The sequence below is a fragment of the Bradyrhizobium sp. BRP22 genome (genome assembly GCF_020194175.1).
Taxonomy (GTDB): Bacteria; Pseudomonadota; Alphaproteobacteria; order Rhizobiales; family Xanthobacteraceae; genus Bradyrhizobium.
On record NZ_JADYVX010000071.1, the window covers coordinates 1 to 12,605 of the forward strand.

Sequence of the window (12,605 nt, forward strand, 5' to 3'; positions counted from 1 at the left end):
CGACGGACGCTTCGTCTCCGACAACATCTCGGGAACGTACTTGGGGGCTATTCACGTGTGGGGTGGAGAGGAAATGCGCTACACGCTGGTGTTTGATGACGATCTATCACACGCGACGCTTGGGGCCACAAGCGGCGGAGCGGGCCACGCCAAGTGCCACCCGTCGCCCCGCGGCTAGCGTTGCCATCGCGGCGCGTCTCAATCACGATCAGCCCGGGTTGAGAATCGCGCGGGTGAGTGCAGCATCAACGATCCCGACTCCTACGCTCGTGCGCCTTGACGTGGAAAAAAGGGCCAGACGCTCGTGTCTCGACTCTACAACAGCGACTTCGTCACGCGCAATTCGCAGAGCAGCTTCCCGGGATTCTCACGCTCGGCGAGCCGCGGTGGCACAGCCTTGCCAGCGCACTCCGAACGCGAACAAGCGGCGACAAGGAATACCACGCGCGATGCAAGCGCTCCCTGAGTGTCGCTGATTGGATCGACGGCGTGCCAAGTGCCGATATCGAGGCAAGGTTCGCGGTTAACCCGTTCGCCTCCGTCGGCCATGGTGACATCCGCGGCATGCAGTCCCGGAACGGGCGGAACGTCAGAAGATCAACTCTGCGGATACTTCTCGGGTTAACGAAAGACGCGGGGAGATGGGAAATCGTGCCCCGCGGGCACGGAGCGGACGTGACGTCGAACTACCCCACACCCTCTGCGCGTTCCAGACGATCGTGATTGCCATTCCAGGAGATCGTGATCGCTATTTCCAGCTGATCGTGATCGGAGACAGCGAGCCGGACACTCCGACAGTCTGCAACTCAAGTAGCTTGGTCTTTTTCCCCGACAGCAGAGGATCGAGATGGCGACAGAGACCGTCCATGCGGCGCCTCGAGCCGGCAGACGCTAAACCGACCGATATCGGCGGTCTTCAACGTATATGCGCGAGCAAATGGCCAAGCTCTCCCGTGCACACGACCTGACCACATCCTTCAACTGCATTCAGAATCGTTGGCGAACTTCACATTGTTTCTTGAGGACGGGGGCCTAACGGATGTCGAGCTTCTGCCCTGCGATCAAGCGCTACCAGATAAGGCAGGTATGACATGTTGAAGGTTGTGGTACCCTCTGAAGCTTGCTGATCGTAAGTGAGCAGCGAACCACTCCGCACGTAGCAATCATTTCCGGGAGATATCGAATGCCCGCGACCACAGCCGAAGACGAGAAACGCGAACGGCGGACGCGTGCGGTGCCCGAATTAGCCCAGACATCAACCCCTGGAGCAGGTGGCGAAGCTGATGGTGTTGGAGAAACGGCGGCAGCTGCATCGCGCATCTCATTTACGTTTCCGGAATGGCAAAAATCAATCGAAGCGACAACAAACCTGTTCGCCGCGGCACTGAGGGACGGATTAAAATTGGCTGCTTCCTCTTTGCACGACCAGGCCACTTTTCTGAAAACTCTTGCCGACTCCAAAACTCCCTCTGAGCTACTGAAGTGCCACGTGGATTTCGCGGAGCAATCCTGGTCCAAATCGTTCAGCGAAGGCTCGAAGATGTTGGATCATTTAAAACACAGCCATCGATCTGCGGTAAGTTAAGCAATCCGCCAAGCGTGAGATAGGGCCGACGGCGCGCTATTCTTTCCGAGACCGGAGCCGTACGTTGCGGCTGGCGAGGGTATGGAGCGCTCTTTTTCGACTACGATTACGCCAATAATCGGAGGCAACGATGGAGCGGACCGCATCAATTGTCTTGTCACATTTGCGCTTGTGGGCGCCGCGCGCGCCCAGGCTCCTGATCCCAATCCCGCACCGAACAACCCCGGCAAGGTGTCGTGGGAATTGTTCGCGATACTCTACAAGTCGCCGCCGGGCCCGAACAACAACGTGGTGTTCGAGACCTTGGCCCCGGGATCTGGGCGAGATCGTTAGCAACCCACCTCCTGAGCGTCGACGGCGAGCACCCCGCGCAGCGCGTGCATGGCATGGGCACGCTGAGCCGGCTGCTCGCAACGAACGGTGAGCTCAGCCCGGTGATCTCGCCGCAGGTCGCGACGAGCGACGGCGAAAATTTCAGGGTACGCGCCATGCAGCGGCGCAGCTTCCCATCGGAGCACCATCATGGCAAATTCTTCTGCTCTCCTGCGTTTTCGAGCCGGTCGGTACATCGCTTCACTGCCGAAGTGGCGCTGGATTTTCGTGCTCGGCATAGTTTATCTGATCACTGGTTTCGTGGCGCTCGGTAGCGTTGCGCTCGCGACCGTGGCGAGTGTGCTCGTCGTTGGCGTGATGATGATCATCGCTGGGCTCGCTGAGTTGATCAACGCCTTCCAGGTTGAGACTTGGGGCAAGTTTTTTCTGTGGGCTCCGTTGGGTGCGCTCTACGTCGTTGCCGGCTTTGTGACATTTGAAAATCCTGCGCTCGCTGCTGCGGTGCTTACGCTGATCCTCGGCGCATCGCTGGTCGCCTCCGGCATTATTCGCGTAATCCTGGCATTCAGCATGAAGCGCCAAACGGCGCGGTTCTGGCTGGCGGCATCCGGCGTGATTACTCTGCTGGTTGGATTGTTGGTCCTAGCACGTTGGCCGATCAACAGTGTTTATATCCTCGGCCTGTTTCTCGGCCTCGATCTAATTGTGGCAGGCGCGAGCTGGATCGGAATCAGCTTCGGCCTGCGCCGCAGTTCCATCGTTTCACGGGCACGACCGCCGGCGTAATTGCCGGGCCCATAATTTTCAACGAGAAAGACCTGCAGAACCATGGCAATTCGAAGCGTGTAGCTCACCCGCGCCTCCAGCGAGTTGTTGGCGGATCGACTATTCGCGAATGACAACGAGGAGGAGCTGCCCACACACCTTACGACGGGCTCCGTAGCTGCCGTCGGTCGCGCGAGATCGCGGCTGCGAAGCAAGCTGCACATCGCACTGACCGATCGGAAGAACTCACCAGCCCCTCTCGAAACGACCGACCTCGTGGGCGCATCGAAGAAGTCTCTTGAGCCTTTATCAAGGGTGCGGGCGGTGCGGCCGCCGACCAGTACAAGCATGTCTCGTCAACGTGGCCCGGCTTACTGCCGGGCCTTGCGGGCTCCGCTGCTCTCCCGCTCACACCTGACTTGATCAATTCAGGCTTGGCAATTCTCCGCGCAGGAGAAGCCTGTAACCATATACCGTCATGCATTTGGCACGGGCTCCACGTTGAAGCAGTAGCTCCCTTCAATCATCAGCGCGAGATCTGTTAGTGCTCCAATATCGCTAATGAGATCGACGGCACTGGTGAACGCTACGATGGCGATGTACTCGTGCTTCGCCCAGCTCTAGCGAAGCGCCGTGTCGATCGCAACACTTCAAGCATTTTCCGGGCTCCAACCGCCCCGCGACTTGAGGCCGGAGAGACCGGTGCAGCGAAAATGAACACGCGTCGGAAATCGGAAACGTGCTGCATCTTGGTGTCGGTGGGCATAAAATATAGAGATTCCCGACAATTGGGCGCTCACGAGGCTTTATTGCGGTCCTTGCACAGGGCACGCGGCGCATCCGCAGGCGGAGCGCAGTGCTGGTGGCTGGTTGGTCCATTGTCCACTCCAGCCGCCGTGCCCGTTGCAGACCGCGGGACAGACGTTTTGCGCATCCACGCTGTTCATGATCGGACGCGGGGCGTTCTGGTCGCAGCCGCAGGCATAGTTCGCGCGCACCTCGGTGCGGATCGTTCCGGCGATCGAGTTGACCCAGGCTCGGGCATCGGCATTCAGCTTGAACGCGACTGGATTGCTCGACAGCGCGAGATGATACATCCGCTCATAGAGCGGATATCGTTGTCCAAGCTGGTGAAACACGCTGTGGCGCACGGACATTAGGTACTGGGGGTTTGTATTGGGTCCAGGTGCCTCAAAGCTCGCCACCACCGTGTCAGTCGCGGTGAGGACGTTCGCCAACTGCACGGCGAGATCGCGCGTGCCGCGTTCGACCGTGGTCGTATTGACGCCGACGGCGTCGACGTAGAACAAGGGTCGATTGGTCGTTGTATTCGAGAGCGGCATGACCTTGAAGCCGATCGTCGCGAGCGCGTCCGGTGTCATTCTCGACATCGTCTCGGTGAAGCCCATGAAGGCGCGGCCGTAGCCTTGGCTGAACCATACGCCACGGACGTATGGGTCGGAGTTCTGCGCGGTAATGTTCCAGAAGCTCGACATATTGAGCATCGTCTTCTGGTTCACAAGGTAGTCCCGATTAGGCTGGGAAGCTTGCGGCAGCGGATAGATGCCATCCGCGCTGTGCGCGATGTCAAGATACAGCGTCGCATTCGTGGTCCCGCCCGCCATATCCAGCATCAGCCCGCGGCGGTCGGGCGGAATTTCGCTCGTGAAAGTGCACTGGTTGAGCGCGGTTTGCAGCTGCCCGAGCGTCGTGGCATTGACCACCACTGTATCGTTCTTGTCGTAAAACAGGATATTAGCGCAGCCGAGCTGTGGTATCGCATAGTATTTGCCGTTAGCGACGACCGCCTTGCGCGCATACGGCAGAAAGTCCGCAGCGTCTTGGATTTCGTTCCGCGCCATGGCGACAAGATAGTTGTTCGCGCGGAATTGTTCGAAATACATGGCGTCGAACACATAGACGTCGGCTTCTGCGGGGGGATTCCTTTTGTAGCCGCCGTCCCAGACTGACTCGTCGTTGATGAATTTGAGCCGGACGTTCGGCTGGACTTGGCTCCAAGCGGTGGTTATGGCATTCTGAAACTGACCGATGCGCGGCACGTAGGGATAGAGCGCAACCGTGAGCGACTGCTGTGCTTCAGCCGCCGACGAGGGTAACGCCACCACCGGAAGGATCGCACTCGCAACGACAGCGTAGCCGGTGCGCCGAAACTTCGAAAGTGCCTGCGCCGCGAGAGCAACCAGCCCCGCCCGTATCGCTGACGAGTGCCGAAAACACCTGCGCATGTCAGTCCTCCTTTGTTGACAGTTCCCGGCCTGCAAACCTTAACTTCACCGTCCACCAGCAACCGGCGTGCCACAAGACGTGGTGCAGGCCCTGCTTGTAGAGGAGCAAAATTGTGCGCTTCTCACTAGGTTCGGCGGGGATTACATGCGCTCCTTGTGCGGGAGGCCGGACATGTGGGTCTTCATCCGTACACGGCTGAACGCGACAACGCGGAGCGTCACACGACGGCTGCGTCTCGTATCGAACTCAGTATGTATCCGGTGAAACCAGCTGAGTGTCTCTTTGCCGCTTACGATGGAGTCGGGCTAGAACCTATCTCAATAGGATCAGCAGGCAAGCGAGCTGGACGAAGTCGAGAACGTTCTGCGGATAGAACTCCCAGCCAGATCTGGCGCATGATAAAACGGACTTACTCGGAGACGCTTGATTTCACCCCCTCACTCAGAGATCAGGTGTGATATTCATTGAGCAGTTCGCCGAGCTCGGTGGCCTCGATTTTCTTCAGCAATGACTTGCGCAGGAACGCCGGCCCGGGCATCTGGATTTCCTTGCCGTCGCGCAGTCTGCCGATCGCCGCAAGCAGCTTGCGGACATCATAGGTCGAGTTGAACACCTCCGGCACACCGCGTTCGATGTTGAGGAGCGTGTAGACGGCCTCCATCGCCGTGCGAACCGAGTATTCGGTCGTGAAGATGCAATCCCGCTCCGCCGACTCCGCGAACTGCCCGATGAAGGCGAAATTGACCGCGCCTTGGGGCACGACATCCGGTCGGTCACCGGCCTGCCGCGGCATGAAGAAGGAGGTGACGTAGGGCATCATCACCGGCACGGTCTTTGCGGCCGTCGCGGCGAGTCCCGGTATATCTGCGACCGGCACGCCGAGGTGATAAAGCCATTCCTGCGTGATTTCCTCGCCTGTGCAGTCTTGCATCGGTTTCTTCACGTGATCGCCGGGCTTGTCGACGAAGAGCGAATAGAGCCAGACGACGATCTGGTTGCTGGGCTGCTGCTTGAAATGCGGCTGGCGGTTTACGGTCCAACTGAGCAGCCAGCTCGAATCTTTCGCCGTGACGATCCCTCCCGTGACGACCTTGCCGCTGAACGGATCGCGTTTGGCGACCTTGCGGATATATTTCGGAATGCGCGCGTCCAGCGTCGTGACCGTCGCCGATTCCCATTTCGTCGCAGAGATATTGCCGCCGAAGACGTCCGGGCGGCCGAAGGCGGTGTCCTTGGCCGCAATACGCCGCCACAGCTCCCAGGCCGGCGCCGGGCCTTCGTCGAGCCTGGCGGGTGTGTGATGGTCGCCATTGTCCGAGTTTTCGGTCAACGACCCGACCGTCATGAATACAAGATCATCGGCGCCGAGACTGACTCCGTCTGCGACGCCATCCTTTAGCCAGTGGATGCCCGTGGCCTGCTTGCGTCCGGGATGGATGTCGAAATCGACATCGGTGACTTCGACGCCATAGCGGAAGGTGACGCCCTGCTGCTCCAGCCACTTGCACAACGGCAGAACGAGCGATTCATACTGGTTGTACTTGGTGAATTTCAGCGCGCTCAAATCTGGCAGGCCGCCGATATGATGGATAAAGCGGTGCAGATAGAGCTTCATCTCCAGGGCGGAATGCCATTCCTCAAAGGCGAACATCGTGCGCCAATAGAGCCAAAAATTGCTGTTGAAGAAATCCTTGCCAAACACGTCGTCGATGCGCTTGTTCTCCATCTCCTCACGGGTGGCAAGAAAAATGGCGATCAATTCGCTCTGGGCCTGGTCGCTCAAGGTGAAGAGGCCGTCGGTATGGGCATTCTGTCCCCGATTCACCGTGGCCCGCTGCAGCGAATAGTTCGGATCATCCTTGTTCAACCAATAGAACTCGTCGAGCACGCTGGCGCCTTCGAGTTCCAGCGAGGGGATCGAGCGGAACAGATCCCATAGACACTCGAAATGATCCTCCATCTCGCGGCCGCCTCGAATCACAAAGCCCCTTTCCGGGTCTTGACTCCCGTCGAGCGCCCCGCCCGGCAGGCTCAGCCGTTCGAGGATGGTGATCCGCTCACCGCGCATCTGCCCGTCGCGGATCAGGAAGGCCGCGCCGGAAAGCGCCGCCAGGCCCGCACCGACGAACCACACCGTCTTGTTGTCCACACCTTCAGGTTTGCGCGGGCTGGCAAAAGCTTCGTAGTTTCCGCGGCTGTAATACATGGCAACATCCTATCCGGTTGGCTTGGACAATCAGTTGGCATTCATCAAAAGATGTTCTCCGGCGCCGGCCATTTGTGCGGGACGGCGGTCGTCAGACCGCCATCGATGACGATCTCGGAACCGGTAAGATAACTGGACTCGTCGCTGAGCAGGAACAAGACTGCCTGCGACACTTCCTGCGGCCAGCCTGGCCGTCCCAGTGGAATCGGGAAAAGGGAGGAATCGAAGCTTTCGATCATCGGGGTGGCGATGAAGCCGGGATGGATCGAGTTGATGCGGATGCCCGAGGCCGCTGCCTCCAGCGCAGCGGACTTGGTTATGCCCCGCACGCCGAACTTGGAAGCGACATAGGCGTGAAGCCCGGCACTACCCCGCAGCCCCTCGACCGACGAGATGTTGACGATCGAACCTCCGCCCGCGCGCCGGATGGCCGGCAGGGCCGCCTGCATTCCGAGGAATACGCCGGTTAGATTGATGGCAAGAGTCTTGTTCCACTGATCGAGCGGGAACTGCTCGATCGCGGCCATGCTGGCGATGCCCGCGTTGTTGACCAGCCCGTGCAGCGCGCCGAAGCTACGCTCGGCGCTCGCGACCGCCCTGGCCCACTCCTCCGGCTGGGTGACGTCTTGAGGCACATAGATGGCGGACGTGCCAAGTTGAGCCGCGAGAGCCTCTCCTTCGGTCTGAAGAATATCAGTGATTACGACTCTCGCCCCCTCAGCTACCAACAGGCGCGCATGAGCGGCACCCATCCCGCGAGCCCCGCCGGTCACCAGAATGACTTTTTCGTTCACACGTCTCATGAGATGATCCTTGTTTCGTGTTCATCGGCGGTGCCGCGTGTTCCAGGTGTCGAAGAGGACGCCGGGTCATGCTGGCCCATGGAAAAGGGTGAGACCGGACGCTGGACGTCGAGCAAGCCGAACAGCGCGGTCTGCGCCACGCGCACGGAACACTCGACGGTAAAGACAACGTCCTCGGGAAACTCGCAGAACTGGCCGATGAAGGCGAGCTTGCGCGATCCCGTGGAAAGATCTTCGGCCGGTCCGTCGCCGTGGGGAGCATCATTACCGTAACGACGCACGAGCTGCCGAGTATGTGCGAAGTTCGATACGATTTCACGCCCCGAACACGCGCCCGCCGCGCGTGAGCTCGGCGTCCCTCGCATTGCCACAGGCGTCGAGCCTCCCGCCAAACAGCGCCATCTCTTCGAACAGTACGATCTTCGCGCCCCACACACCTGCTTGCTGAGATAGCTGCTGCCGCGAGCGCGGCGATATCGGTTCCGAACAGCTCGGGTGGCGGCGAGCCGCTTGTGGATCGGAGCGGGAGAAGGAGGGCGCAGAGCACATGAGGGTCTCCGGGATCAAGCGCGCCGAATATGCTGTGCAATCCGCGCGCCGAGAATCTGATCGCGAGATAAAGCCGCGCTCGCGGAAGGAGTCCAAAACCGTCCCCTTTCCGACGTTTGCTATGTCAGGTCTCCGACATCTCGGTCTTCAATCGGACGAACGACCAGGCAACAGAGCACGACGGAAGAGACGAAAGTTGCTGGTCGTGTCTCGTACCACGCTCGACATCTGCAGCAGGACGGCGCTTATGGCGGCCCTGCGAGGTGCTTGGCATCGGCGTTGCATGTGGATAATTGGAATGCGGTGGGAAGTCACCCGTTAGGCTCGCACGATTCGTTATCGGCTTGGCTCTCTTGGCTGCGCCTTTACGTCATAATTTGCTGAGCACACTTCGCCGGAATAACTGCACGAGCGATCGGCAATTCAGCACTAAGCATCTTTGACGGCGTCTGCTCTAGAATGGAGGAGGTCAAGCCATGTCGGAGACGTTCGAATTATCCGATCCAGTCAAGTCGAGCAAGGCGCCACGCGCAGAACTCGGCGCCGCGGTCGCCCAAAGTCCCTTCATAGCGTGTGCCGAGCGCATGGCGGAAGCGAGCGCCAAGACCCGCAACGTTTTGCAGATCGTGCTGTTGCTGCGGGTCCAGCACATCTGCAACAGCCTGTCTACGCGTCTGCCCAAGCTCTTGGCAGACGCCGAAACTCTGGCTGCGGCTCTACGTAAGATGCGCGACGATGGAAAGCTTGGCCCTGGATGGAATACCTGCGTGACGCGCAGTGAGCGCGCCATGTTGTTGACGGATGTTCTCAGCGAGCGTGGCGACATCTTCCTCGAACATGAGGCGGCAGGCTGCCCGCCCGTTCTTTTCTACGACTACGAGACAGCCATGGAAGGACGGGATCTGCCGTTGAAATCCAACTACGTATTGCTGCGCGTCAGCGCTGCGCGTATCGGGCGGGCGAGCGCCGAAGGGGCGCTCGCCCGTTGATAAGGTAGAGACAAGCATGGAGAATTGCAGCAATGCCCGAAGTCGAAGGCATTCCGTTTGATGCGCCGCTTTACCATGGGGGCGAAGGGCAGGGCAGCGCGTTTCTTAATTGCCGATCCTTAAATGTCATGTTCAGCATCGCAAGCGATTTGAATCGTTTATTGCCGAAGGAGCTACTACCTGCAGCAAACCCTGCAACCGGTATTGTGGGTATCGCGTGCTATGGCTCAAGTACAGTCGGACCGTATTTAGAGCACTACTCAGGAATCCAAGTTCGCGATCCTGGCGGGGAAACCGGCTACTACATTCCCTACATCTATGTGACAACGAATGATGCAGCGCTCGCCTCGGGACGGGAGGTCCTCGGTGCTCCAAAAAAGCTGGCGCACATCACATTGACACAGGAAGGTGGACTAATTCAGGGCACGCTCGAGCGTTCGGCTGGCAAGCGTCTGCTAACCCTCACCGCTCAACCAAACCAGCGCATGAGCTCGGGTACGCGACGCATGTATTCTACGCGCACGAACTTCTATTCGGTTCGGCATCTGCCGCCCATAACTGCGTGCGGAAAGGGAGCCGTAACCCAACTCGTTAAGTGGTGCACGGACCGAACGTTCCGACGAGACGAGCTGGGCGACGAAGTACTGTTTACTGGCCCGGTTTCCCTAACTTACGACTCACCCTCAGTCATCGATCCCGTGCACAATGTGGCAGTCGGCCAAACCATGCTCGGCACGTACGAGGAGTATGACTCTAGGCTCCAGGCTATCGATATCCTTTCGGGAGATTAAATCAGGCAAACACAATGAGCGACGTGCTTGCCTCCAACTTTGTCCAGTTCGGAGTCGCTGGTGACCTTGCCCCAAGCTTTATCCAGTCCTCCGCCGGCGGCTTAATCAGACGGCCTACAGCCTCTTCCTGCTGAAGCTGCCGGACGCTCTCGATCGAAGTCAACTGGGTAAATTCTCTAGCGAAATGCAACTGCCTTTGATAAGGAAATCCTTGGAATCTTTGCAATGATACCGCGCTCGAGCGTCACCTGATACGCCGACCTGTAGCCAAGTGACTTCCGATACTTGTGATTCAGGAGATGGAGCTGCGATTGGTACGTACTGTCGGCAAGGTCGGTACCCTCTGGAATGAACCACCGGCGAATGAGTCCGGTACCGCCCTCGACATGCGGCTTCTGCCACGGCGATCCTTTGTCGCAAAACCTCGGTCACGAATGTCACCGCGATGATCTGATCGACGCCTCGCAATGTTTGAAGCGCCTGCACGAGCGGCTCCAGAGACCAGGCCGAGACGAACTCTTCGATCGTGCGCTCGAGCGGTCGACCCGCTCCCTTGCGATGCGAACTGCTTCGACCATCCTGTAGCGCGATCTGTGCGGATGATCGAACTGCTGCTCCTGGAGCTGTCCCTCGTCAGATAATTTGAGACTGGTCGGGCTTTTTGAGAAGGGAGGCTCTGGTCCATCAGGGGTAGAGTTTAAGCGACCTGCAGTTGATGCTGCAAGCGGCGGTTTGCGATGGTGTCGCGCTTGATGCGGTTTCGTTCTGCGAGGATCGCCTCAGCCCTGCCGAAGTAGACATCGGCTGGCGTGAGGTTGTCGATGCTCTCATGATAGCGGACGTGATTATAGTGCTCGACGAAGGACCGTACCTGACGTTCGAGATCACCGGGTCGGTAGTAATTGTCGAGCAGAATGCGGTTCTTCAGCGTCTGATGCCAGCGCTCGATCTTTCCCTGAGTCTGAGGATGGTACGGAGCGCCGCGCACGTGCTGCATGCCCTTCTGGTCGAGCCACGTGGCCAGATCGTCCGCGACGTAACTCGAACCGTTGTCGCTGAGCAGTCTTGGCCGGTGCACGACGGCGATGTGGTCAAGGCCGGATGCGGCGAGTGCCTGGTCGAGGGTGGCTGTGACATCGGAAGCGCACATGGTGGGACCAAGCCTCCAGGCCACGATGTAGCGCGAGAAGTCGTCAAGCACGGTCGAGAGATAGTACCACCCCCATCCGGTGATCTTGAGTGGAGTAAGAAGCGCGAACGCGCTTCTCCTCCCCGAACCGTACGTGCACCTTTCAGCGCATACGGCTCTCTGTTCAAGCTTGGCCCATGGCCATAGCAACATCATGATAGTGCGAGGTGACAGTGCTGCGGGCTTCTTTTCGGAAGATGTAGGGATTATCCTCCGGATTGCGCCATCGGAACTGCGCCTTCGGACTTGAGACAAGCCGGTAAAGTGCTTTTCCGGGCGGCCCGCCGCGTTCATTCCGACCAAACACGAGCCAGGTTTTCGCCTTGCCCGGTTCCGGGGCTCGGTACCATTTCCGCATCAAAGGTTTGATGCGAGATCGGTATTTGTGCCCCAGCCAGTGCGCCATTTTCCAGAATATGACATGGTCGATGCGCCGGAATACGTGCGCGGTGAAGTCGGTGAACTTATAGAACGCTGCCCATCCCGCCAGTTGACGGTTCAGGCTGGCGATCATGTCGACCGTGCTGACACTATGATTGCCGGAAAGGGCTTCAGCGAGCCTGCGAACAAACCCCTTCGCCTTTTCCTTGGGTATCGTTGTGACGACGGACATGCGCCCGTGCGACCCTCGCTTGCGAATGATCCTGTGCCCCAGAAAGACGAAGCCGTCATTGACGTGGGTGACATGGGTTTTCTCCATATTCAGCGTCAATTTCAGCTTGCCTTCCAGAAAGGCGCGGCATTCTTCGCGGATTTCCTCTGCTTGAGCTTTGGTCCCTTTTACGATGACGACAAAGTCGTCAGCGTATCGGCAATAAGCAACCGCCGGCTTCCATTGCCGGTTCTCTCGGACCGTAATAGGGCGGCCCAGCTTGATGCCGAAGTTCCATGCCCAGCGGTCCTTGCGAGCCTTGTCGCTCAGGTATTTCGCCTCCAGCCACGCATCAAACTCAAGCATGATGTTGGACAAGAGCGGTGACAGCACGCCACCTTGCGGAACACCCTCGCTGGAGGCTGTAAACAGGTCACGGTCAATGTGACCTGCCTTCAGGAACCGCCAGAGAAGATCAACAAACCGCCCATCCTGCACGCGTCGCCGCACACATCTGACAAGCAGCCGGTGATGGACCGTGTCGAAGTAGCTTGCC

At 58.9% G+C, this 12,605-nt stretch carries 11 protein-coding genes and 2 pseudogenes; 4 read left to right on the forward strand and 9 right to left on the reverse strand.

The annotated features are described in order from the left end of the window. Positions 1 to 315: 315 nt before the first annotated feature. On the reverse strand, positions 316 to 549 hold the full coding sequence (locus I6F35_RS38695; protein WP_225122837.1) for a hypothetical protein: 234 nt from the start codon (positions 547 to 549) through the stop codon (positions 316 to 318). 634 nt (positions 550 to 1,183) lie between these two features. Between I6F35_RS38695 and I6F35_RS38700 the strand changes: the two genes are divergently transcribed. After that, positions 1,184 to 1,585 (forward strand): phasin family protein, encoded by a 402-nt coding sequence (locus I6F35_RS38700; protein WP_225122838.1) that lies wholly within the window; start codon positions 1,184 to 1,186, stop codon positions 1,583 to 1,585. 329 nt (positions 1,586 to 1,914) lie between these two features. Here the strand turns inward: I6F35_RS38700 and I6F35_RS38705 are convergent, their stop codons facing one another. Next, positions 1,915 to 2,109: a hypothetical protein gene (locus I6F35_RS38705; protein ID WP_225122839.1), complete on the reverse strand. Its 195-nt coding sequence runs from the start codon at positions 2,107 to 2,109 to the stop codon at positions 1,915 to 1,917. Here I6F35_RS38705 and I6F35_RS38710 point away from each other — a divergent pair. Continuing rightward, positions 2,108 to 2,704: an HdeD family acid-resistance protein gene (locus I6F35_RS38710; RefSeq protein WP_225122840.1), complete on the forward strand. Its 597-nt coding sequence runs from the start codon at positions 2,108 to 2,110 to the stop codon at positions 2,702 to 2,704. The genes I6F35_RS38705 and I6F35_RS38710 overlap by 2 nt on opposite strands. A 785-nt stretch (positions 2,705 to 3,489) precedes the next feature. Here the strand turns inward: I6F35_RS38710 and bcmE are convergent. From bcmE to I6F35_RS38730, 4 genes are all read right to left on the reverse strand, one after another. After that, positions 3,490 to 4,965 (reverse strand): thiamine pyridinylase, encoded by a 1,476-nt coding sequence (gene bcmE / locus I6F35_RS38715; protein ID WP_225122841.1) that lies wholly within the window; start codon positions 4,963 to 4,965, stop codon positions 3,490 to 3,492. A 413-nt stretch (positions 4,966 to 5,378) separates the two neighbouring features. Continuing rightward, positions 5,379 to 7,136 (reverse strand): oleate hydratase, encoded by a 1,758-nt coding sequence (locus I6F35_RS38720; RefSeq protein ID WP_225122842.1) that lies wholly within the window; start codon positions 7,134 to 7,136, stop codon positions 5,379 to 5,381. A gap of 44 nt (positions 7,137 to 7,180) precedes the next feature. Then, positions 7,181 to 7,939 carry a glucose 1-dehydrogenase gene (locus I6F35_RS38725; protein WP_225122843.1) on the reverse strand — a complete coding sequence of 253 codons (759 nt, stop codon included), beginning with the start codon at positions 7,937 to 7,939 and terminating at the stop codon, positions 7,181 to 7,183. Continuing rightward, the gene (locus tag I6F35_RS38730; protein WP_249792907.1) at positions 7,936 to 8,310 is read right to left on the reverse strand and encodes an oleate hydratase; all 375 of its coding nucleotides are present in this window, start codon (positions 8,308 to 8,310) and stop codon (positions 7,936 to 7,938) included. Before I6F35_RS38730 ends, I6F35_RS38725 begins: the two co-directional genes overlap by 4 nt. A gap of 654 nt (positions 8,311 to 8,964) precedes the next feature. Between I6F35_RS38730 and I6F35_RS38735 the strand changes: the two genes are divergently transcribed. After that, a complete protein-coding gene (locus I6F35_RS38735; protein WP_225122844.1) occupies positions 8,965 to 9,477 on the forward strand; it encodes a DUF3141 domain-containing protein in 513 nt (170 codons plus the stop codon). 32 nt (positions 9,478 to 9,509) lie between these two features. Beyond that, the gene (locus I6F35_RS38740) at positions 9,510 to 10,268 is read left to right on the forward strand and encodes an acetoacetate decarboxylase family protein (RefSeq protein WP_225122845.1); all 759 of its coding nucleotides are present in this window, start codon (positions 9,510 to 9,512) and stop codon (positions 10,266 to 10,268) included. Between the two features lie 420 nt (positions 10,269 to 10,688). Here the strand turns inward: I6F35_RS38740 and I6F35_RS38745 are convergent. The 3 genes and pseudogenes from I6F35_RS38745 to I6F35_RS38755 all read right to left on the reverse strand — a co-directional run. Then, positions 10,689 to 10,891, reverse strand: a pseudogene (locus I6F35_RS38745) (IS110 family transposase); the annotation flags it as partial. A 74-nt stretch (positions 10,892 to 10,965) separates the two neighbouring features. Continuing rightward, positions 10,966 to 11,514, reverse strand: a pseudogene (locus I6F35_RS38750) (DDE-type integrase/transposase/recombinase); the annotation flags it as partial. 67 nt (positions 11,515 to 11,581) lie between these two features. Further along, positions 11,582 to 12,605 (reverse strand): reverse transcriptase domain-containing protein (locus I6F35_RS38755; RefSeq protein WP_225122846.1); only part of this gene is annotated, 1,024 nt, incomplete at its 5' end.

Excerpts from the sequence above, each read along its gene's own strand:
- I6F35_RS38695 (WP_225122837.1), bottom strand. The coding sequence starts at position 549 with ATGGCCGACGGAGGCGAACGGGTTAACCGCGAACCTTGCCTCGATATC.
- I6F35_RS38700 (WP_225122838.1), top strand. The coding sequence starts at position 1,184 with ATGCCCGCGACCACAGCCGAAGACGAGAAACGCGAACGGCGGACGCGT.
- I6F35_RS38710 (WP_225122840.1), top strand. The coding sequence starts at position 2,108 with ATGGCAAATTCTTCTGCTCTCCTGCGTTTTCGAGCCGGTCGGTACATC.
- I6F35_RS38705 (WP_225122839.1), bottom strand. The coding sequence starts at position 2,109 with ATGATGGTGCTCCGATGGGAAGCTGCGCCGCTGCATGGCGCGTACCCT.
- I6F35_RS38720 (WP_225122842.1), bottom strand. The coding sequence starts at position 7,136 with ATGTATTACAGCCGCGGAAACTACGAAGCTTTTGCCAGCCCGCGCAAA.
- I6F35_RS38725 (WP_225122843.1), bottom strand. The coding sequence starts at position 7,939 with ATGAGACGTGTGAACGAAAAAGTCATTCTGGTGACCGGCGGGGCTCGC.
- I6F35_RS38735 (WP_225122844.1), top strand. The coding sequence starts at position 8,965 with ATGTCGGAGACGTTCGAATTATCCGATCCAGTCAAGTCGAGCAAGGCG.
- I6F35_RS38740 (WP_225122845.1), top strand. The coding sequence starts at position 9,510 with ATGCCCGAAGTCGAAGGCATTCCGTTTGATGCGCCGCTTTACCATGGG.